16 protein-coding genes and 2 pseudogenes are annotated in these 21,820 nt (G+C 40.7%); 2 read left to right on the plus strand and 16 right to left on the minus strand.

The window, feature by feature from the left end; all coding sequences use genetic code 11:
- Nucleotides 1–115 precede the first annotated feature (115 nt).
- From DFO73_RS12640 to DFO73_RS12670, 7 genes are all read right to left on the minus strand, one after another.
- Nucleotides 116–1,807, minus strand: coding sequence for a carbohydrate binding domain-containing protein (locus tag DFO73_RS12640; RefSeq protein WP_110065117.1), 1,692 nt, complete (start codon nucleotides 1,805–1,807; stop codon nucleotides 116–118).
- Nucleotides 1,808–1,964: 157 nt separating this feature from the next.
- The gene (locus DFO73_RS12645) at nucleotides 1,965–3,266 is read right to left on the minus strand and encodes an alpha-glucosidase/alpha-galactosidase (RefSeq protein ID WP_110065118.1); all 1,302 of its coding nucleotides are present in this window, start codon (nucleotides 3,264–3,266) and stop codon (nucleotides 1,965–1,967) included.
- Nucleotides 3,267–3,297: 31 nt separating this feature from the next.
- The gene (locus tag DFO73_RS12650) at nucleotides 3,298–4,440 is read right to left on the minus strand and encodes an ROK family transcriptional regulator (protein WP_110065119.1); all 1,143 of its coding nucleotides are present in this window, start codon (nucleotides 4,438–4,440) and stop codon (nucleotides 3,298–3,300) included.
- Nucleotides 4,441–4,489: 49 nt separating this feature from the next.
- Nucleotides 4,490–5,248 (minus strand): sugar isomerase domain-containing protein, encoded by a 759-nt coding sequence (locus DFO73_RS12655; protein ID WP_110065120.1) that lies wholly within the window; start codon nucleotides 5,246–5,248, stop codon nucleotides 4,490–4,492.
- Nucleotides 5,184–6,428: an N-acetylglucosamine-6-phosphate deacetylase gene (gene nagA, locus DFO73_RS12660; protein WP_258309441.1), complete on the minus strand. Its 1,245-nt coding sequence runs from the start codon at nucleotides 6,426–6,428 to the stop codon at nucleotides 5,184–5,186. The genes DFO73_RS12655 and nagA overlap by 65 nt, the downstream gene beginning before the upstream one ends.
- The gene (locus DFO73_RS12665; protein ID WP_258309442.1) at nucleotides 6,415–7,185 is read right to left on the minus strand and encodes a glucosamine-6-phosphate deaminase; all 771 of its coding nucleotides are present in this window, start codon (nucleotides 7,183–7,185) and stop codon (nucleotides 6,415–6,417) included. The genes nagA and DFO73_RS12665 overlap by 14 nt, the downstream gene beginning before the upstream one ends.
- A complete protein-coding gene (locus DFO73_RS12670) occupies nucleotides 7,175–8,485 on the minus strand; it encodes a neutral/alkaline non-lysosomal ceramidase N-terminal domain-containing protein (RefSeq protein ID WP_110065122.1) in 1,311 nt (436 codons plus the stop codon). Before DFO73_RS12670 ends, DFO73_RS12665 begins: the two co-directional genes overlap by 11 nt.
- 755 nt (nucleotides 8,486–9,240) lie before the next feature.
- Here DFO73_RS12670 and DFO73_RS12675 point away from each other — a divergent pair.
- Together DFO73_RS12675 and DFO73_RS12680 are read left to right on the plus strand one after the other, a co-directional pair.
- A pseudogene (locus DFO73_RS12675) lies at nucleotides 9,241–9,786 on the plus strand (IS110 family transposase); the annotation flags it as partial.
- Between the two features lie 755 nt (nucleotides 9,787–10,541).
- Nucleotides 10,542–11,765 carry an ROK family transcriptional regulator gene (locus tag DFO73_RS12680; RefSeq protein WP_110065123.1) on the plus strand — a complete coding sequence of 408 codons (1,224 nt, stop codon included), beginning with the start codon at nucleotides 10,542–10,544 and terminating at the stop codon, nucleotides 11,763–11,765.
- A gap of 94 nt (nucleotides 11,766–11,859) precedes the next feature.
- On the opposite strand, the gene DFO73_RS29835 is transcribed toward DFO73_RS12680, so the two are convergent.
- The 9 genes and pseudogenes from DFO73_RS29835 to dgoD form a co-directional block, all read right to left on the minus strand.
- On the minus strand, nucleotides 11,860–12,102 hold the full coding sequence (locus DFO73_RS29835) for an IS3 family transposase (RefSeq protein ID WP_110065124.1): 243 nt from the start codon (nucleotides 12,100–12,102) through the stop codon (nucleotides 11,860–11,862).
- 516 nt (nucleotides 12,103–12,618) lie between these two features.
- Nucleotides 12,619–12,879, minus strand: a complete 261-nt coding sequence (locus DFO73_RS12690; RefSeq protein ID WP_110065125.1) for a hypothetical protein — start codon at nucleotides 12,877–12,879, stop codon at nucleotides 12,619–12,621.
- 675 nt (nucleotides 12,880–13,554) lie between these two features.
- Nucleotides 13,555–14,661 carry a M24 family metallopeptidase gene (locus tag DFO73_RS12695; RefSeq protein ID WP_219993430.1) on the minus strand — a complete coding sequence of 369 codons (1,107 nt, stop codon included), beginning with the start codon at nucleotides 14,659–14,661 and terminating at the stop codon, nucleotides 13,555–13,557.
- A 1-nt stretch (nucleotide 14,662) separates the two neighbouring features.
- Nucleotides 14,663–15,664, minus strand: a complete 1,002-nt coding sequence (gene galE, locus DFO73_RS12700) for a UDP-glucose 4-epimerase GalE (RefSeq protein WP_110065127.1) — start codon at nucleotides 15,662–15,664, stop codon at nucleotides 14,663–14,665.
- A gap of 19 nt (nucleotides 15,665–15,683) precedes the next feature.
- On the minus strand, nucleotides 15,684–16,865 hold the full coding sequence (locus DFO73_RS12705; RefSeq protein WP_110065128.1) for a galactokinase: 1,182 nt from the start codon (nucleotides 16,863–16,865) through the stop codon (nucleotides 15,684–15,686).
- A gap of 110 nt (nucleotides 16,866–16,975) precedes the next feature.
- On the minus strand, nucleotides 16,976–18,484 hold the full coding sequence (gene galT, locus DFO73_RS12710) for a UDP-glucose--hexose-1-phosphate uridylyltransferase (protein ID WP_110065129.1): 1,509 nt from the start codon (nucleotides 18,482–18,484) through the stop codon (nucleotides 16,976–16,978).
- Nucleotides 18,485–18,977: 493 nt separating this feature from the next.
- Entirely contained in the window at nucleotides 18,978–19,664 is a 687-nt protein-coding gene (locus DFO73_RS12720; RefSeq protein WP_258309443.1) for a bifunctional 4-hydroxy-2-oxoglutarate aldolase/2-dehydro-3-deoxy-phosphogluconate aldolase, read from the minus strand.
- A 14-nt stretch (nucleotides 19,665–19,678) separates the two neighbouring features.
- Nucleotides 19,679–20,737, minus strand: a pseudogene (locus DFO73_RS12725) (sugar kinase).
- On the minus strand, nucleotides 20,646–21,794 hold the full coding sequence (gene dgoD, locus DFO73_RS12730; protein WP_110065132.1) for a galactonate dehydratase: 1,149 nt from the start codon (nucleotides 21,792–21,794) through the stop codon (nucleotides 20,646–20,648). The pseudogene DFO73_RS12725 and the gene dgoD overlap by 92 nt, the downstream one beginning before the upstream one ends.
- Nucleotides 21,795–21,820 lie beyond the last annotated feature (26 nt).

Raw genomic sequence — 21,820 nt, forward strand, 5'->3', positions numbered from 1 at the left:
ACAAAGTTTTGCTTCATAGGCAGATTTAAAGGAAAAAACCTCAATATTTGTAATTACCATCGTTCTCTCCTCTCAAAAGGACAACCCGCCCCTTAGGAGAGACAGGTTAAAAGGATTATTCATTAAGCAAGTCTGGATTATATCGTAATACATTCCCTACAATGTTCATTCCGTAAGTAGCCCCGAACGTATCTTTCGGTTTGTTTAATAGACTGAGAGAAATATCACGTACTTTGCTGTCGAACTGACTGAGTGTGACCCATTCCGCTATGAGTACAGAATAATTACTGCTGCCTGTACCGTCTATAAGGGAGCTCACACGCGGATTTGAATAGTCTCCTTGCCAGATGAGCTCTGTAAACGTATTAGAGAACTTTTGCATATCTTCATCTGTAAAAACTTTTCCTATTTGATGCAGATCTACTGCTAGTCCAAGTTCGATATTGGCGTGGCTGAGATCTTCCATTTTATACCTAAAATAACCAAAATCCCACGGCTGCCCTGTATTATCCCAGTAGTTCCAAACATATGCCTTCCCGTTTTCAGTATCCTTTTCCCTTAAGCTGTCTTTCAAGAAATTTCCCATTCTAACTACTTTATTCAAATACTTTTCTTCACCGGTCGCATTGTAAAGGTTGATAAGGGTTCTTCCTGCTGCTGCATATTGATTATGTGGAATCGTAATTCCTTTAGAAGGCTGCATAAATGGGAAGTATTCATTGATTTGAGTCATTCTGGCCGTGTCATCAAACGGGAATTTGTAAACCCCCATAGGGACACCATCTTTCTCATATTCTGACCAGTGTTTTTCCCATTTTGGATAAAAGTTTTTCTCTAGTATTTTTAAATATTCCTTCGCTTTTTCACCGTACTTTTTCTTTAAATCTCTATCACTATAAACAATGTCAACGAACGCCGATATACCAGTTAAAGCCATCCCTTCATGCACGATGTACTCCCCATATTGTTTCAAGGAAACATCGTCATAGTAAGTACCCGTCTCTGCACTCTGGCTTTCAGCATTCGTTAAATACACTCTTAATTGAACGCCTGCCTCTTTTGGGGACATAAAATCAAAGGTGTATGATTTCCATTCCTCAGAAGAAAACTCAAACTCACTTATTGGAAGGCCGGTATCCTGTCGAACGATCATAACCTTCCCCTTCTGATTGGCTTGCTTGTTTTTTGCTTTAAATGTTAAATGATACTTTTTATCAGGTGTGTAATTTGGAATGATTGTGTAAGCTGCAACGAAGTTTTCTTTTTCCGTATTTTGTACAAGCGTACTATACTTTCCGGCAGCTTTAGCCGTATCTGTTCGATAAACAGATCCTTTTTCACCATACCATGGATAAGGATACCATCCATCAGTCATGTACGCCCCGGCGCTGCCTTTATAATAAATACTGTCAGCTTCCATATTGCCGTTTATAATTTGATCTACACTGTAAGATGGTGTCCACCAGCTATCATACCCATCGTGGTCGTTATCTTTTAGCTGTTTGAACATCCCGTCAACGTCTTCTGTTAATCTATCGAGGTATTCTGTATCCTTTGTCGCCATGTACATTCCAGTATAACCCATTAAAACGTAAGACTCACCCCAACCATACAACTGCGATGTCGAATAACCTAAACTAGGTATTGGGCCTACATGACCTGTCCCATCGTAAGCCTTGCTTTGTTCTTCATCATACCGATCAAATCTCTCAATCCATGGTGAATCAGATTCTTCCGCTAAGTTAACAGAAGAAAAGGAAAACATGACTAACGATGCTAGTGATATTACTGCCATCCATTTCCGCATCTTTTTACCTCCTCATTTTGTGATTTCACTGAATAGTATAAAAATTCAGTTAATAAAAGACAAGTCTATTTTGTGTCTATAAAAGTGCTTTCATGAACTCAGGTATTTCTTCCTATTTCTTTTTTGATTACATTTTTCAAAAAGTCAAACTCTTAATCTAGCTAAATGAAGACAGATAACTTCCGTGCGCTTCTATTAAATCATCACATAAGGAAACAATGTCATCGATTGCAAGTTCTGAGGATGTGTGAGGATCGAGTAAAGCCGCCTGATAGATATGTTCTTTTTTACGAGTGATTGCTGCTTCTATTGTTAAGAGCTGCATATTGATATTCGTACGGTTTAAGGCAGCAAGCTGTTCAGGCAATTCACCTATGTAGCAAGGTATAACACCGCTTCGGTCAACGAGACAAGGTACTTCTACACAAGCTTTTTCCGGAAGATTAGAAAGTAAGCCACCCGTATTTAATACGTTACCGGCGATTTTAAACGGACGGTCCGTTTCCATGGCGTCGATAATATAAGAGGCATACTCCTCTGTGCGGGTATGGGACAATTGGACATTTTCCACAAGTTCATTTTTCATGTTGCTCCATCTTGCTATCTTTTCTTTACACCTTCTTAAGTACTCATCAAGAGGGATATTAAATGCATTTATTAATTCTGGGTATTTCTCCTTTATGAAGTACGGGTAGTACTCCGCGTTGTGCTCTGATGATTCGGTTACGTAATACCCAAACCTTTTCATCATTTCAAAACGAACCATATCATTATGCTTTGTTTTTTGTTTTTCTTTGGCTCTCCGTTTTATTTCAGGGTATAAATCTTCGCCATTTTTTGTGATTTCCAGCAGCCATGCCATATGGTTTATTCCGGCAATTTTAGCTTGGATGTTGTCTTTCTCCATTTTAAGGGAATCCAAAAGCATAGGCACACATACTTGAACACTGTGACAGAGTCCGACTGTTTTATTATGACCATAGCGCAGCATGGTACCAGTCAAAATGGCCATAGGATTCGTATAATTTAAGAGCCATGCATCCGGACACATTTCCTGAATATCTCTAGCCATGTCCATCATCACCGGAATCGTTCGAAGACCTCTGAAAATTCCTCCGATACCAACTGTGTCCCCTATCGTCTGTTGAAGTCCATATTTTTTTGGTATTTCAAAATCGATAATGGTACTTGGTTTGTATCCTCCAACCTGAATGGCATTTATCACATACTTTGCGCCTTTTAATGCCTTCTTTCGATCACCATAAGATACTATTTTTACTTTGCTTTTTAGGTTCACCTGTAAGTTTTCCAGCATTCTTCTAGATTCGTCCAACCGGCCTTTATCAATGTCATAAAGAGCAAATTCAAATCCTTCCAGACTGGGAACAAGCATACAGTCTCCCAGTACGTTTTTTGCAAAAACTGTGCTCCCCGCACCAATAAACGTAATTTTAGACATACTTTAACCTCCAGTTTTGTAGTCATGGCTATTAGTCGTTGTGATATTCAAGCTGCAGTAAAATAGAGATTGCGGCTCCCTTCGCCGGAGAAAATGCATGCTCTGTAAAAGCAATATTTGTTTTCAGTAATGGAAATGGCAAAGTGTTCACTTTAACAGCCGCTATTGTTTTATTTTTAAAGTTTTCAAACGTATTATAAGGAGAATCCACAATGACGGTTTGCGGGTTCATTAAATGAATAACATGAACAATTGCCCTTCCTAAATACTCTCCATATTGACTTGACTCTTTTGCTGCGGTTAGGTTGCTTTTCACCCAATCCATCCATTCTTTTTGTGAATGTTTAACTTTAACTTCCGGATTGTTATTTTGAAGAAATTCACGAAAAGTGTTCATACTGATCAATTTTTCAAGACAGCCCTTTTGTCCACAGCTGCATTCAGGACCTAAAGGATCAACGGAAATATGTCCAATTTCTCCAGCTGTCCAGCTATTTCCGTTATAGACCTGATTTCCAATAATAAAGGCACCGCCTACCCCTTCACCTATCCTTATATAAAATGCACTTTTAAAATCGCCTCCCCTCATCTCATCAATAGCTCGTAAAGCCGCGACTTTTACACTATTAAAAATGGATATCTTATGGTTAAATTCCTTTTCTAGCTCTCTTTTTAATGGGACATCCCTCCATTCAAGATTCGCCGAATGATACACATATCCAGAGTTTGGGTCGACCAATCCTGGAACACCTACTCCAATTCCATAAATTTTGGGATGTTTTTTAATCAACTCTTTCGATAATTTGATTAATTCTTCAATAAGGTTATGGTTAGGTTCCAGTTTTCGGCCTCCTTCTTCTACGGTTTGAAAACGAAAATTAACAATACAGTAATCAATCCTGTTTTTCCCTAAAAGAAAACCAAGGGAAAGATAAGCATTTTCCAGCAGGGAAAGCATAATTCTCGGTCTTCCGGCACCTTGCTTTTCCAAACTGCCAGATTCTTTGATCACCTTATCTTTGATGAGCTGATCAACAATAAGAGAAATTGTGTTTTTACTTACTTCAAGAGCTGCAGCAATTTCTAACCTGGAACAAGGCTCATTTTTTCTTACGTATTCAATTACTTTTTTTTGATTTCTCTCTCGTAGTATCGATGTACCTTTAACTGACATATCTAATCTCCTAGTCTAAACACTGCTACTTGGTGCAGATGGTATTGTTCTATAGTTTCTTTATCTTATTTTTAAAACGATTAATGAATTGTGCATTCCATTCATCTCCACCTGTCGCATTACCACTCATCCAAATGGGGGGTTTTATGCCTTTCTCCACCAACAGCTGGATCGCTTCTGCAGTCACTGAATTTAACAAATAAGCATTGGCAAATGTTGATACAGCAGCAACTTTCTGTTCAAGCCCTTCAATTTCTAGAATGGCATCTCCCACCCCCACTTTACTGTCCAGCACGATATCAACAAGTTCGTGCAGATTTTTCTTTGATGGATGCCTCGCAGGATGATCTGCTGGTGTTTGTGAAGCGTGCTCCACAGAAGTAACTCCTATCGTTTTTACACCTATCCTTTTTGCCTCCAGTGCTGCATCAATCGTTGCAGAGTTAATCCCGTACGCGTTAATAATAATTAACAGATCATTTTTTTGAAGACCGTAATCTTCAATCACGATTTTCCCGTAGCCGGGTGTTCTTTCTACAGCCATTGAACGCATGGCACCACCGCTGAGCAATGTGCCTTCGTCTAGAATGGCGCTTACATGCATCAATCCTCCCGCCCTGAAAAAGATTTCTTGAGAACCAAGGTTTGAATGCCCTCCTGGTCCATAAGCAAAAACAAGTTTGTCTTCTTTAATCTGATCCGCAATCATTCTCGCTGCCTTCCCAATTCCATCCATCTCTTCATCATGAAGACGTTTTAAATGTGCTGTCACTTGATCCAAGTAACTCGTCATAATAGGAGCTGACATGCTTGGATACCTCCTTATTTTCATATACTACTTTTCCGTTTTTAAATGTTTTAAATAATTCGATATCTTTCGTTTTTTTCTGATAGAAAAGGATAAAATCAGCTGGATTCCCTTGAGAAATATGAGCTACTGGCAAATGTAACAACAAGGACGGGTTTAACGCAGCTAGATCAATGGCTGAGTTTAGATGACACAACCCTCGCTTCAGCAGATGATTGATTCCCCATAGCTGGGTTTGAACAGAGCCAGCAAGGAGCCCTGGAGATTCAGCCATGTGAAGCCTCCCTTCTGGCGTAAGTACAACCTTCCCGCCAATATGTAGGCTGTATTCACCCGGAAGCATCCCAGTCAAGGAAACACTGTCACTGACAAGAATCGTTTTGTTGCCTTTCAACTGAAGAATTACTTTTAACACGGAATCGGGCAAATGGAATCCATCGGCGATGATACTGCTTGCCAGATCATCATTTGCGAGCTGCTCCCATATATAGTTAGGGTGTCTAGGGAGCATAGGGTGAGCTCCATTACCGAGATGTGTAGACATTCTAGCTCCAGCTTTTACGGCTTCCTGTATTTTTTCCGGACTTGCTGCAGTGTGACCGATGGATACTAAAATACCATCATTGGTGCATTTTTTAATAAACTCAGAAGCATTTTCCCATTCAGGGGAAAGCGTAATCATCTTAATTTTTCCACCAGCTGCCTCTTTGAAGGTACAGAACAAATCCCAATCCGGTGACCGCACATACTCTTGTCTATGGGCCCCTCTTGGACCATCCTCTGGTGAAATAAAAGGGCCTTCTAGATGAATGCCTCCTATTGCTTCCTCAACTTCGGCAAATTTTTGAGATGCCTCTCGTATAGATTTCAGGGCTTCTCTCATTTTTTCCGGACTGTTTGTAATGATCGTCGGAAAGTAAGTCGTTACCCCTTGTTTCCACAGTTCTTTTGTTACTTTTCTAATCTCTTCCGGTTTTATTGGAAGTGTGTTGAAATCAATCCCTACATAACCGTTTATCTGCAAATCAATTAATCCGGGTGCTATAAAAGGCACCTCCTTTTGCAGCTTAGGAGCTGGATTGACCTCTGAGATGATATTTCCATCAAACTTCACTTCAACATTTTGCCCTGTTTTATAATGGACTGCATGAATAACCGTTTGGCTATTATTTTCCATCATAAGCGTCCCTATCTACATACAACGTACATTGGGGATGTGTGCGTAAGATGGAGGCGGGGCATTCGATTGTAATAGGACCTTCAAGAACGTTCTTTACAGCTCTTGATTTAGACTTTCCAGGTACCACACAAAATAAATACTCGCCAGACAAAAGGGCTGGAATTGTAAGGGTTAACGCTTCTGTTGGGACTTTTTCAATGGAAGGAAAACAACCATCATTCACCTGTTGCTGCCTGCATTCTTTATCCATCTCTACTTTTTTTACAACCTTTAAATCGGTAAAATCTGCGACTGGTGGATCATTAAAGGCAATATGGCCGTTTTCACCAATTCCTAGGCATACGATATCAATCGGTGCTTTTTGAAGCAGTGCAGCATAACGTCTGCACTCTTCTTTCACTGAACGATTTCCATCTATCAAATGTACTTTTTTTGGTTTTACGCTATTAAACAGTTTTTTAGAAAGATAATAACCAAAGCGCTGCGGCGCTTCTTCAGGAAGTCCGATATATTCATCCATGTGAAAAACCGTTATTTTTGACCAATCAATATCCTTCGCCTCTGCCAAATATTGAAGCACTTCATTTTGGGAGGGCGCTGCCGCGAAAACAATCCGAATATTCTGCTTTTTATCAAGAAGCTCATGGATTTTTTCTTTCACGTTCCTTCCAGCTTCCCTCCCCATCTCCTCACGAGTTTCATAGACTCTTACCTTTAAAGAATCGATCTTTTTAGTTAAAACAGGTTTAACGATCAAGAGGTGTGATCTCCTTTCCTATTAGTCTTCTCATTTTTTCCTTTATTCTTTTTTCGATAGACCGGTCAAATGGGGCAGGAAGAGCAAAATAATAAATAAACTCTTTTGATTCATATCCTCCTTCCATAAGCTGCTTTTCAGTCGGAACATAGCCAATCATTCCGTTGCTGTAAGGGAGTGGTATCACCCTACCATTAAACGCCTGTTTTATGTAAATGCCATATTCTACTACCATTTCAGCATTCATGGCAAGGAACGATAAATTTCCACCCAAGGAAAGCAATCGGAATTCAAGTGGCAGACCTGCAGCAAAACGGGGTAGATTAGTTTGAACCCTCCTCCTCCATTCCTTCATTTTCAGTTTTTCTATATTCGAGTTCCAAGTAAGCTGTTCTACTGTCTGTAAGTTCTCAAAGTCTAAAAGAAGAGTTGATTTTGTAATACCGAGATTTGATAGGCTCACTTTGGTCCAAGTGTTTTTTCCAATACAATCCATCACATGTTTTGCTAAAAGGTTGCCTAATCGGTCTACATCTCCCTGATCTCCGCGATAAAATTTACTCTCAGTCATCATATTGGGCCGGACATCCCCGCAGCATCCTTGTAAGTAGCCCGCCACCACATTGTCATGAAACGTTTGTTCAATTTTATCTGAAGCAGCACCTGGAAACTCTGATGATACGAAATTATCACCGGTAGTTGTCGGATGACATGCATAATGAAAAAGAACGGCTTTTAATCGGTGGCTTTCGTTCACAAACTTTATTACGATAAGTTCAGGATCAACAATACCTTCTGGATTGGGTGCCATTACAATCTGTCCGTTTTCAGCTTTCCTTCTGTTTATTCCGATGCCGCACGTAGTTGAAATCCTTTCTGCTTGAATCCTTTCTGTATTGTCCTTTGCCAATTGTACAGCTTCCACTAATCGATCTTCTAGGACAGCGAGGTATTCATCTTCACATATCCCGAGAAAAGTGGAGAATTCCTTACATGTCTGTGGCCCTGAGTGATTATGGGTTGCATGAAAGATCGTACTTCCAGCAGGTATGCCTAGTCTTTCTTGAAGTTTATTTTCCATTTCCGCAATCCTGTCCGTCCCCCACCAAATAAGATCTGCTGTGATTATGACTGCCGCTTGATTTTCACTGTTATCTGACTTGCTCAGAAAATAAAAGGCACGAAGAAATAGTTCCTTTTTAACGGATTCGAAGGATCCATACCGATGAGCAAAACCTGCCAGCTGTACCGGAACCTTCGGTGTAATATTTACTTTTGCAGTACCCAACTCTACGTTCATTTTCGTAGCACCTCATTGTTTTCAATAAAGACGTTGCCTAATGCCAGTAAAAAGTAATTAATCCTAATCTATGATTAATTACCGATAAAATATCACGAATTTTTCAAATAGTCAATAATATTTTGAAAATTATTTTTGTATTTTGATTTAACATAGGTACCTAATTTTGCGACTATGAATAATGCTCCTACTTTAATCCCTTTGTAGGCAATGCCTTCTACGTGTAATTTATCAACACTTGGAAATGTCATCCTTACTGTTTCTTTGTTCAACTCAGTAGAAACCGATCTTCATTACTAGGCTATTTTTCGCAACTTAGGAAAAACAATGTGTAAAGGTGTGTAAGAAGATGTTCTATCCAACAGTTACATGCAAAGATTCTAATTTAGTACATGTTGTTAAAAATTGACATATCTGTATGTGTGGATTTACATATAATTCATTTCCAACCTTTTTAAAAAATGACTTCAAAAAAATTCAATTCAGGCCAATTAATGTAGTTACTTGTCGAAAATGCAAAATTTCGAATTACATAATATAGAATATTGTTTTCTATATCAACGTTTCTTCTAGCAGATGCCCCTATCAACCTTGTTTCATCTTTTCATGCTAATAACGGTCAATAAGAGCTAGTAGATCGTCTTCGTCAATTATGCTCTCTATGAGAAGCAATTTCCTCTCCATAAATCGACTCAATATGGTTTCCCTTCCGATCCTAAGTAAGTTCGAAGTTTATCCTTTGCTAAAAGTTTAGCGAAAAGACTTTGTATCAGAGTCATATTTTGAGTCTTAATATATATATAAACATCATTCTTCAATACAAAGAGCACCTATCCAAGTTAGAGACAGAGATAGATGCTCTCGCAAAAGAAGTTGAAGAATATAATATCATCAAATCTATCCCGGGTATCGGAGAAAAGGTCGCGGCAACGATTATTTCTGAAATTGGTGAGATAGATCGATTTAACAATCCTAAGAAGCTTGTAGCTTTCGCTGGAATTGATCCTAGTGTATTCGAGTCTGGGAAGTTTACTGCCACCAAGAATCGGATCACAAAACGAGGATCTAGTAGACTTTGCCATGCCCTATATATGGCAGTTCGTTGTGCTATTCGTGATTGTCTCAAGAAGAAAACGACTGATGAAGTCATCCCTCGCAACAAAAAAATGCGTGAGTTTTACGACAAGAAACGTGAAGAAGGAAAGCCTTTTAAAGTAGCTGTAATCGCATGTGTTAACAAGCTCTTACATTGGATTTTTGCCCTATTAAAAAGCAAAATGACTTTCCAAGATATAGCATAGAACCTATATCATAACTAAACAACACAAAACCTTCCAATTATAAGAAAACGGAGGGTTATTAGGTATACCCTTTTTTAGTATAGCATGAAAGATTTTTAGGTTTTAATGAAAAATATTGTCAAACTATTAGCTGGTTTAGTTTAAGTGCAATCCTTCACAATTTCACCTATATTTAAAAAAAGTATTCGGTTTTATTGATAGATGTTGTTCTTATACATGGCGCCCGATATATAAATTATTATGTTTAATGATGAGGAAATTGAATAACAAATGAGGAGAGGCTACATACCCTCTCCTCATTTGTTATTCAGAATTCAAGTTCTTATTCCAGTTACTAATAAATTAGGACCTTTTTCTTTAACAACACTGTTTCATTAGAATAAGAAGAAGAGTGGTTGCAGCAGCTGTGTCGTCTTAAGTTTAAAGTACCCAGTAGCTTTGATAGCATAAATGTTCTTTGATTTATCAATTAGACCTTCCAACCAATGTTTCTTAAAGCATTTTCAATTATTTCTGCTTCTTTTACCATCCTCATTTTACGAAGTTGAATTGCAAATAGAAGCCAAGGTGGATGTATTGCCCTATAAGGTTTTGAGTCTGGACCAGTGTACATTCCACCACCAGGTCCTGTTGCCACGCTTCATACCTAACATGCCTCTTTTCTTTACAGAAAAATCGCTGTTGTTTTAAGCTTATATAGTTTATAATATTATTTAACAAAGTGTGAAACGACAGATTATCGGGGGAAGTTTAAAATGGGAAAAGCCCTTTTAACTGGAAGCTTCCAGTTAATGAAATCAATCAATAGATCAGTCATTTTAAATATTATCCGTGAGCAAGGGCCAATTTCAAGAGCTGAAATTGCTAAAGTTACTAAGCTCACACCACCAACAGTCAGCAATCTAGTAAAGGAATTGCTCCAGGCGGATATCATTGTAGAGCGTTCTCTTGGGGAATCAAGCGGTGGGCGAAAGCCAACTATGTTAACATTAAACAGCTCTGTATTCCACGTCATAGGTCTTGACATCGGATCACATCATCTAACCACGATTCTTGCTGATATTAGCGGAAAGCTGTTAAAAAAAGAAACAACACCGATTCCAGCCAAAGTGACGAATGAAGGCCTGCTTGACATTATGGCAGAAGCCATCCTTTCTATTAAAAAGAGTCGAAAAATAGATGAAAATAAAATTGTTGGAATCGGAGTCGCCATGCACGGAATCGTAGACGTGGAAGAGGGTGTTTCCATTTTTGCACCTAACCTGAACCTTAAAGATGTCCCTGTTAAGGAGTTTCTTGAAAATAGATTTAACATGTTAGTAAAAGTGGAAAATGATGCACGTGCCATGAGCTTAGGCGAGCAATGGTTTGGAAACGGAACAGGAGTAGATAGTCTTGTGTGTATAAATGTTGGGCGCGGTGTTGGGGCTGGCATCATTATTAATGGCAAACTATTTCATGGCCAAAATTCAATCAGCGGCGAGATCGGCCATATGGTCATCGATGTCAATGGGCCAAAATGCACGTGTGGAAATTTTGGGTGCCTCCAGACTTTCTCGTCCGGCCCCGCAATTGTCGAGCTAGTAGCAAGGGAGCTTCGTCTAGGACTTGAAAGCAATCTCCATGATAAAATTAATGGTGACTTTTCAAAGCTTAGTGGTGAAATGATCTATGAAGCCGCTTTAAAGGGAGATCTTTTGTCACAGAATATTCTTTCACAGGCTGGAAGATATCTTGGTATTGGACTTACCAATCTGATTCATATTGTAAATCCCAAACGGATCATCATAGGCGGCGGAGTTTCCAATGCCCGTGAATACATTTTAGTAAATGTAAAACACACCATTGCCCAAAGGGCGCTGACTGAATCAGCCAAGGAGACAGAGATTCTAGTCTCCAAGTTCGGAGAAGATGCTTCCGTCATGGGAGCTGTTGCCTTAATTCTGGCAGAGTTGTTCGCTGCAAGGGGAAATGAATAAAATGAACCAGCCAGTGGTCTTGCCCCTGTCAATAGAGAAGATAAAAAAAGCTATGCAGTGAGCGTGTCTCGATATTCAATCGGCGCACGTTTCTTTAGTTGTTTTTTCTTCGTTTGTAATTATAGTAATAGATGTAATCGTCTATGGCTTGCCATTGCTCTTCATCTGAATTAAACTGTCCCATATACAACTTCTCTGTTTTGAGGTGTGGGAAGAATGATTCAACGGAGGCGTTGTCCAGGCAGTTTCCTTTTCGAGAGTTGTATAGCTTAGACGTGTACTGGAACCTCTGGTCAGAATGAGGAACGGCTCCACAGAGTCTTATTCCTTTGTCCATTTTTCTACTGTATTTAACACAAGTTCAAGATCATCTCTCTTAGATAGCTCCCAACTCACAATCTTTATTTTCCCACTTCCTAACCTAAATCTTGAGCTGTCTGCGATTCCGGATTCCCAACTCTTCCGCCAATACTTTATAACTCTTGGAACTATTTACGTATTTTATTACTGCATTAAAATATTCCCTCCAAGTAACATTCTTTCCCCATGGTATCATGAAGGTTTTTTTGACTTAATAGGGACAATACACAATTACTGTTTTAATAAAGCCTTATGCAATCACATGGATAAGGCTTCTGTTCATATATTTTTGGCTGTTTATTTCCTTTTTTATTCAGATCACATTTTGGTTTTCTATCATAAGTAAATAGGCCATTAATCTCTTGCTCTACATCTGTTAGTTGTGTTTAGCAAAAACCTTGGACTACTGGGCTGTTAAAGAGCACCTTTGTCACCCTCTTTTAATGGTTTACCAGTTCCTCAGCTGATTCGAACTGCTGAATAGCCCCATCCTTCAGAACCCATCCGCTTTATAGGCTATTCCGCCATATTCCGTAATCATTATTGGCTCTCCGCGGTAAGAAAAGCCATGTGCATAAATAACACGGTTAGCCGGTGTTGTTGAGACAGGACTCTCATTATCCATATATGCTCTTTCTATTTGATCTGGTGTTTTATAGTTGTGAATTCCACAAATGTCAGAAATGGAATGCCCCCAACCATCGTTGGAAAGCACAGGACGTAACTGGTCAACCGATTTTGTCTGCCAGTACATAGACGAGCATGAGCCTGCTGATATTTATCATTGGCGACACGAGATCTACCCCAACTTTCATTGAGTGGGAGCCATACAATAATCGATGGATGGCTGTAATCACGCTTTACAACTTCAAACCACTCAGTTGCAAGTCTTCGAGCTGCTTCTTCTCTATATTCAGATGCATTAGCCATTTCTCCCCAAACTAAGTAACCAATCTTGTCGGCCCAATAGAGCTTCAAAGGCATTTCCGGCAAACTGAAATGGCTTGCCTTTTACCTTAAATCCATCTTCTTCAAGCTCAACTCCATATATGCCATTAAAGCTGCCCCAGAATAGATAAGGAGTTCCACTATCACCTATAAAGAATGAATCGATAGAATTCTCGACACCAATATCCCTGCTCCTAAAAAGAAGTGCTTATAATCGACCCGCTCAATTGGAAAGATGGATGGCCTACAATTAAAGGACTACAGCCTAGTGAACTAAAAGTAAATGCGCCAGTTCTTAACACTAAATAAAAAACGGACAAGCGAGTCATGAAAATAGATTCTGTGGCTTTTTTTGAACGCCGCAGTATGATTGGGCTTGAATACCTAATATATAAAGGGATGAAAGCTGGCTCAGTTTCTCTTTAAAAATGCAAATCTATAAATACGAAAAGGTCCGCTTGCCAAGGAAGCGGACCTTTTATCACTCATTCACTATTTCTCGGACTAAAATATCAGGGCGCAAATAGGTTTTTCCGTCCTGTTGAACTTCAATATATACCCACTCGCCAGTGTGTGTTAATACTTCATTATCCTCTTCTCCAACAAGAATAGTATCCTCCGATTTAATTCCGCGAATGGCAGGATTCCAAGCAAATGCCTGATGTAGATTCACAACTCCAGGACCCTCCGGTACTGCCAGAAATTCGCGAGATTCATAGCCTGTAGGACCGCCCTGGTGAAGGAAGCGCCAATCCTCACCATAGCCTGCTGCACGATATTGTTCAAAACCACTTTCGAGTACATCCTTAATGAGTATTCCTGGCCTTGTTGCCCGATTCATTGCAATATCAATATTCACTAACTTATGCTTGTTATCTTCAATCACCTTAGGGAGGGGACCAAAATGGACAAATCGGGTTACATTGGCTACCAACCCCCACTTCTCAGCACAAATGACAATCATCGCATAGTTTTGCAGCTTCTTCTCTGTCGGTATTGGATGTCGGTAGTTAAATACCCTTTCATCAGTAGATACAAGAATTACCTGTGGGTTAATTCCATCTTTTATTAACTTCGAAGCCAAATGTGCCTGAATTTCAAACTCCGTCCAGCCAGGCTGGATTTCCCTTGCAGTAGTCTCTACAGCTTTGGCGGCTTTTTGCGCAAGCCATCGATAGCGTTCTTTTTCTTCTTCAGTTAGTGTATAACGTAGGTTTGAAAGCTCACTTGCACACTTTTCAAAAGGTTTAAAATGCACATCACTCGCAATCAATTTCCCATCGCAAAGGGATCTGATCGCTGCATCCTGGTTTTCATACCATTCAGTTGTAATAAACTCGTAACCTAAACCTTCAATCTCTTCATCATGTATCCTGGCTAATTCCATTTTCGAAGTGATGCAATATTTTTTATCAGCAAAAAAAACCAGGTCTGCAACACCATTTTCAGTTGTATTCACAATATGATTGTCTTTTCCGCCAGTAATCCAGGCAAAGTTAGAGCGTTTGCGAAAAAAAACACCGTCATACTTGCTTTCCTCTATAAATTTCAACACTTTTTCCAGCGGGGTACATACAAACTCCTTCACATCAATTCTCCTCCTTCTGCTCCTTATAGCCTGCTGGATTGGTGCTATGCCATTTCCAGGCTGACTCAATAATTGTTGCAAGGTCATTGTATTGAGGCTTCCAGCCAAGAGCAGTTTGTGCCTTTTCAGGTGATGCAATTAATACAGCCGGATCACCAGCACGCCTTGGGCTAACGACTTCCGGGATCGGTTCTCCTGTAACTTTTCGGGCAGTTTCAATAACCTCTTTCACGGAAAACCCGGTTCCATGTCCTAAATTAAATACATCACTAGTTTCTTTTTTGCGCAAATACTCCAAGGCAAGCCAATGGGCATTTGCCAGGTCCATTACATGAATATAATCACGAATACATGTGCCATCCTTCGTTGGGTAGTCATCGCCAAAAATTCCAATATGACCTCTTTGACCAAGTGCCACCTGAAGAATAATAGGAATCAAGTGACTTTCCGGATTGTGGTCTTCTCCAATTTCTCCGTTAGGATGAGCACCTGCGGCGTTAAAGTACCGCAGAGAAATGGATTTTAGTCCGTAAGCAGAATCACACCAGTGGAACATTTTTTCCATAGCAAGCTTTGTTTCTCCATAAGGACTTGTCGGATTTGTTTCATCATGTTCTTGAATAGGAATATTTCTGGGTTCTCCGTAAGTTGCTGCTGTTGAACTAAAGACAATCTTTTTCACACCATGATCAAGCATGGCATTTACTAGGGTATGGGAGGCAATCAAATTATTTTCATAGTACTCAAGCGGCTTAAATACGCTTTCCCCAACGAGTGATCTGGCAGCAAAGTGAATAACTGCCTCAATATTATGAGTGGAAAAGACCTCGCCTAAAAACTTTCTATCACGCAAATCTCCCTCATAAAAAGTTCCCCCGATGACAGCTTTTTCATGGCCAGTTGCCAAATTATCAATAATAACAACCTCTTCACCCTGATTCAAAAGCTCCGCTACAGTATGGCTCCCGATATACCCTGCTCCTCCGGTAACTAAAATGGCCATCGCTCTTCCTCCCTACACTTTAATTTTCTAGTATTGGTATTTCTTTGGCTCCATCGCCGATATCACATACATAAAAAGTTGGCTCCAAACCTGTCCTGGCCTGGTAATTTTCTGCAACAGATTCTTGAAATTCCTTAATTGCTTCCTCTTTTACAAGGCTCACGTTACATCCTCCAAATCCTGCCCCTGTCATTCTGGTACCAATACAACCTTCGATTTTAGACGCTTCCTCAAAAAGGGCATCAAGCTCTTCACCGGTCACTTCGTAAAGATTCCTCAATGACAAATGGGACTCCTTCATTAACCTTCCAAAGGTAGAAAGATCGCAATCCTTCAAAGCTTTCATAGCTTTCAGAACACGCTCATTCTCGGTCACTACATGTTCAACTCTTCCAACAATCACTGGATCTTTCATAACATGCCTGGTATGTTCCCACTCCTGCAGCGTGACATCGCCAAGCGAGCGAATATGCGGAAGTTCTGCCTGTAATAATCTAAGACCTTCTTCACATTCCCGGCGGCGCTCATTGTATTTTGAATCTGCCAACCCGCGGCGCTTATTCGTATTGGTTATCACAATTTTATATCCCTCAATATTTACAGGTACATAATGATATTCGAGTGTGTCACATTTTAAGGCAATCGCATGATCCTTTTTTCCCATGCCTACAGCAAACTGATCCATAATACCGCAATTAACTCCCACAAATCGGTTCTCTGCATGCTGTCCCATCTTAACCAATTCCAACATTTCAATATTTAACCCGGCAAGGTTGCTCAATGCCAATCCTGTGACCAATTCAATAGAAGCAGAAGACGATAAGCCAGCTCCGTTTGGAATATTGCCATAAAAAATAATATCCGCTCCTTTAAAATGTTCGAGGCCGGAAAACTGAATCAGTTCTTGAAGCATACCTTTTGGATAGTTGACCCAATCATCTTCTTCCCTGTAAGTAATGTCAGCCGTCATTATATCTACCCCACTGCTAAAATTTGCTGACCGGAAGCGGTAGATGCCATCTTCTCTTGGGCCGGCTGCTGCCCAGGTCCCATAAGTTAAAGCTGCCGGAAACACGTATCCACCGTTATAATCCGTGTGTTCCCCTATTAAATTTACTCTTCCCGGTGCAAAAAAAAGCCGAATCCCTTTACGATATCCAAAGGCCTCTTGAAACAGAATGGCTAATTCCGAAGGGTTCATTTTCATTCCTACTTTCTATTTTGCTATTAAATTATTATCTTAATTAAGTTAATTTACTAATGTTAGATTTTAAAAGGAATTAGAGCTAACCGCTAATTCCTTTTAAGTGTTTATTGATTTTCTAATGCATCTAAAAAGCGCTTGAAGGCTTTCAATCCCTCATTTGTCTGCTTATATACTCCGGCATGTTCAAGTACTGTCTGGAATTTCTGGCCAACCTCGCACTTTATAATTTCCATTACATTATCTTCAGTAGGCTGACTGTACTTTCTCCTTATGTTACAATACCATTCCCAATGTTTTAACATGTCCTGTCCCCACGTAGATTTTTCAATTGGATTCAGGAGGTACTTTGCCAGATTGTTAAGTTCTTCGGAAAGCCTTCCAGGTAAGACCGCTAGCCCCATAACTTCAATCAGTCCAATATTTTCTTTTTTAATATGATGAAGTTCTTGGTGAGGATGAAAAATTCCATCCGGAAATTCCTCAGAAGTCCGGTTATTCCTAAGAACGACATCCATCTCAAATAACTTTCCCCTTTTGCGTGCAATCGGAGTAACTGTATTGTGGGGGGTTCTACCAGTATGTGCATGAATTTCTGCAGGTGGATCACTATAATTCTGCCATGTCTGAAAAATAATATTACTTACTTCAGCCACTTCTTCTTTGCTGCCCTGAACTCTTAAAACCGACATTGGCCAGTTGACCCTACCGATCGTTACTGATGGAAAATTCCTTAGCCGAATTATTTCTGCTGTTTCTGCTCTTTCAAGAGCAAAGGTATATTGCCCGCTTTGAAAGTGGTCATGTGATAAAATGGATCCCCCTACAATCGGCAAATCGGCATTTGATCCGATAAAATAATGCGGAAACGCTTCGATAAAATCCAGCAGCCTTCTAAATGTGTCCTCAGACATTTTCATAGGCACGTGTTCTTTCCTCAAAACAATGCTATGCTCATTATAATAAACATATGGTGAGTATTGGAAAAACCAATCTTCTCCATTCAATTTAACCGGTATTATTCGGTGTGTCCCTCTTGCCGGATGGCGGAGAGTTCCCCTGTAACCTTCATTCTCCCTGCACAGGAGGCAAGCAGGATAGGACGAGGATGGGACATTTTTTATCATGGCAATTTCTTTTGGATCCTTTTCAGGTTTTGACAGGTTGATGGAAATGTCAATCTCCCCATAAGGTGTCTCTGCTCTCCATTGTTTATTTTTTTGAATTCTATCTGTACGAATGTAATTAGAAGCTGTTGATAAATGATAATAATAATCCGTTGCTTCTTTCGAACCTTGTTCATATTTATTGTAAAACTCACGAATTACCTCTGAGGGGCGAGGAATAAGGCAATTCATTATTTCGGTCTCAAGGATATCGCGCTCGGTTAAGGTATTTGTCTCAATTAAACCATTTTTATAGGCCCAATCTAAAATTAAATTCAGAGTTCTTGATAAGGATGAGATTTGCACAGAAGGTGCACTATCCTCCCATTCGTCGAGTTTTAAAACAGCCATAATCCGATTTCTTACATATACTTTATCCTCTTTTTCAAATAACTTTTCTTTTAATCCATATTCTAAGAGGTTTTCTAATTCTTGATAAATGGTTGCCAAGTTCTCCACCCCATTCTTAGTCGAGTCAAAAAATAACTTAATTAAATTAATTAACTATTTATATGATAAATCGTTTTTTGAGAATTTTCAAGAAAAACTTGGCATTACGTTCCTTATCCTAGATTCTTTCCATAGTGAATTTACGCCAAATCAAATCTTGGAGGTTTACAGGATGCTCAACTTGCTGTTAACCAGAAAGAATAAACTAAATGCTTCGTTTGTTAAATAAGGAATTCAGCAAAAAGGTGCCTCAATCCTTCCCGGATCAACGCACCCGTTACTTGAGTAACTTTATTAATTTATTGCACTGAAAAATGCCGGTACCATTTTTATTTACGTTTTTTGTTTAATCGTTTCTTCAACGTAAGTAAAAAAATTACTGTATGGGGAGTCCCCTTTAAAATATTGCGATACCACATTCAAAGGTAAAATCACTATATCCCTCTTTTTAGAATAAAGAACACTCTGTGATTTGGTATTTCTAAATAATCCATCAAGACTTGGAGAATAATCGGAAGGAAAAAATATTTTTCCGGGAAAACGAGGAAGCACTAGAACCGTCCCTAAGCTTTAGAAATTGCCCAGCTTTTGCCTTTATCTCGGCAATATCAGCACTGCTGTATTGTTCTTTTGCAGGTACAAGTGAACTGCCAATCCCCAAGGCAACAGCGCCGACTTGAAGATAGCTTGATGCATTGGTTACATCGATTCCCCCCGTCGGGACAAGCGGGATTTGCGGCATTGGTCCTTTGAGGTCCTTTATGTACCCTGCGCCCATTGGCCCGGCCGGGAAGACTTTTACTAGGTCCGATCCATGTGTGAAAGCGGTATAAATTTCTGTTGGGCTTAAGGCTCCGGTGATGCACACGGCCCCTCTCTCTTTGACTGCGTGGATGGTTGGGATGTCAAGGATGGGTGTCAGGATGAACTTGGCCCCGGCGTCGATTGCCAACCTGGCATTTTCCTCATCCTTCACGGTTCCAGCACCTATCAGCAATTTCCCTCCGTATCTTTTACTCATATCTGCAATAAGGTCGAGGGCATTGTCGGTATTTAGCGTCAGCTCAACCAGTCTGATTCCACCCTCGTATAAAGCATCAAAGATTTGCGGTATAAATTCACCTGGGACGCCTCTGATAATGGATATGATTTTATGTTGTTTTATCGCTTCTAAGGTCAAACATGTCCCCTCCTTCATCGCTGAACATCTTCAAAGGACGCCTGGCCGATGAATTGCTCCAATTCCATTCTTTCAGGCAGGCCTTCTACATCGCCTTTGACAAGTGTCACCATTGCCCCAAAACCATTGGCTCTTACAACCGCATCCTTCAATGGAAGATTTTCGATCAATCCTGTAATGAATCCGGCGGCAAACGCATCTCCCGCCCCGATTGGATCAATCACTCTTTCCACCTTGAAACCAGGAACCCTAGCATTTTCACTGCCGCTAAAATAATGGGCCCCTTTCGCACCAAGCTTGACTATTGCGAGGTTCGCCCCCAGCCCAAGAAACGACTGCCCAATTTCCTTGATATCGCTGGTCCCAAACAGAAATTCGCCTTCGGCCACGCCAGGGAGGACAATATCCGCCAAACCTGATTGTTCGGTCAATATCCTTCTTGCTTTATCCTCTGTCCAAAGCTTGCGCCGCAAGTTCGGATCAAAAATGACGGTCACACCTGCATTCCTGGCAAGCTCAACTGTTCTTTTCACCGTTACAAAGCAGGAATCGCTCAGAGCTGGGGTTATGCCTGAGAGAAAGAGATATTTCGCCCGCTTGATATAGGTTTCATCAATATCTTCCGGGGCAAGTTGGCTGGCCGCTGAATCCTTGCGGTAATAGAAAACCCTAAGCTACTTGTCCCTAAGGTATTCCTTGAACATAAGGCCCGTTGGATGGTCTTTATCTTCTTTCACTTGCGAAACATCGATCTCTTCTCCTCTTAAAAAACGAAGCAAGGCCTGGCCCAATTCATCTTTACCGACCTTGCTGATCCACCCGGTTTTAAAGCAGAATCTTGATACCCCGATAGCCACATTTGTTTCGGAACCGGCAAACGAGCGGGAAAACTCTGATGCATACCGCATATAGCCTTCACTTCCCGGGGTAAAAAGCGCCATTGTCTCGCCCAGTGTAATCAGGTCAATGTCTTTCATCACTTTACCACTCCGCAACCGTGCCGTCATGGCGCCGCCAGACCGGATTTCTCCAATGATGCCCAACCTCGGCAACTTCCCTGATTTTTTCTTCATTGATATCTATTCCAAGCCCCGGACCTGTTGGCAGGGAGACATAGCCATCCTTGTAGGCAAAGGTTTTGGCATCCAGCAAGTAATCAAGCAGGTCGCTGCCTTCGTTGTAGTGAATGCCAAGGCTTTGTTCCTGAATAAAGGCATTTGGCGAGCAGGCGTCCACATGAAGGCACGAGGCCAATGCAATCGGGCCGAGAGGGCAGTGCGGCGCAAGGGCGATATCATACGCTTCGGCTATGGCAGCAATCTTTCTCGTTTCCAAAATCCCTCCCGCATGGGAAACATCAGGCTGTATAATATCCACGATTCCTTCCTGCAAAATTCCTTTAAAGCCCCATCGGGTATACATCCGTTCACCGGTCGCAATCGGCGCCGAAGTATATCTGGCAATTTCTTTTAACGCCTCATTATTTTCGGGGAGAACCGGCTCTTCAATGAACATCGGACGATAAGGCTCAAGCTCCTTGGCGAGTACCTTGGCCATTGATTTATGGACACGGCCGTGGAAATCAATGCCGATTCCAAAGTCGCTTCCTCCTACCTCACGCACAGCCGCAATCCGTTCAATAACCTCCTCTACTTTTGAGAATGAATCTATATAGTGCATTTCTTCGGTCCCATTCATCTTAACGGCTGTAAATCCGGCTTCGATTTGTTTTTGAGCAGCAAGCTTCACATCCGACGGCCTGTCGCCGCCAATCCAGTTATACACTTTGATTTTATCCCGGCAGGCTCCTCCCAAAAGCTCATAAACCGGGGCATTATAATATTTCCCTTTAATATCCCAAAGGGCCTGTTCGATGCCGGAAATCGCGCTTGTCAGGATTGGGCCCCCGCGGTAAAATCCGCCGCGGTACATCACCTGCCACAAATCCTCGATTCTTAATGGATTCTGGCCGATGAGATATTCGCTCAATTCCTCAACAGCCGTTTTTACGGTATCAGCCCGCCCCTCAACCACTGGCTCGCCCCAGCCTGTCAGGCCATTATCCGTGGTGATTTTTAAAAACAGCCATCTTGGAGGCACCTTGAATAATTCCAATTTTTTTATTTTCATAGACTTACTCCCCCTCTTTCGGAAAA

The sequence above is a fragment of the Cytobacillus oceanisediminis genome (assembly GCF_003182355.1).
Taxonomy (GTDB): Bacteria; Bacillota; Bacilli; order Bacillales; family Cytobacillaceae; genus Cytobacillus; species Cytobacillus oceanisediminis_A.

What these genes read in the sequence shown, in the direction of transcription:
- DFO73_RS29835 (WP_110065124.1), bottom strand. Translation starts at nt 12,102, where the DNA reads ATGGACAAAGGAATAAGACTCTGTGGAGCCGTTCCTCATTCTGACCAG.
- DFO73_RS12645 (WP_110065118.1), bottom strand. Translation starts at nt 3,266, where the DNA reads ATGTCTAAAATTACGTTTATTGGTGCGGGGAGCACAGTTTTTGCAAAA.
- DFO73_RS12640 (WP_110065117.1), bottom strand. Translation starts at nt 1,807, where the DNA reads ATGCGGAAATGGATGGCAGTAATATCACTAGCATCGTTAGTCATGTTT.
- DFO73_RS12670 (WP_110065122.1), bottom strand. Translation starts at nt 8,485, where the DNA reads ATGAACGTAGAGTTGGGTACTGCAAAAGTAAATATTACACCGAAGGTT.
- galE (WP_110065127.1), bottom strand. Translation starts at nt 15,664, where the DNA reads ATGGCCATTTTAGTTACCGGAGGAGCAGGGTATATCGGGAGCCATACT.
- DFO73_RS12650 (WP_110065119.1), bottom strand. Translation starts at nt 4,440, where the DNA reads ATGTCAGTTAAAGGTACATCGATACTACGAGAGAGAAATCAAAAAAAA.
- DFO73_RS12705 (WP_110065128.1), bottom strand. Translation starts at nt 16,865, where the DNA reads ATGAACCCTTCGGAATTAGCCATTCTGTTTCAAGAGGCCTTTGGATAT.
- dgoD (WP_110065132.1), bottom strand. Translation starts at nt 21,794, where the DNA reads ATGAAAATAAAAAAATTGGAATTATTCAAGGTGCCTCCAAGATGGCTG.
- DFO73_RS12680 (WP_110065123.1), top strand. Translation starts at nt 10,542, where the DNA reads ATGGGAAAAGCCCTTTTAACTGGAAGCTTCCAGTTAATGAAATCAATC.
- DFO73_RS12655 (WP_110065120.1), bottom strand. Translation starts at nt 5,248, where the DNA reads ATGTCAGCTCCTATTATGACGAGTTACTTGGATCAAGTGACAGCACAT.
- nagA (WP_258309441.1), bottom strand. Translation starts at nt 6,428, where the DNA reads ATGATGGAAAATAATAGCCAAACGGTTATTCATGCAGTCCATTATAAA.
- DFO73_RS12690 (WP_110065125.1), bottom strand. Translation starts at nt 12,879, where the DNA reads ATGTACTGGCAGACAAAATCGGTTGACCAGTTACGTCCTGTGCTTTCC.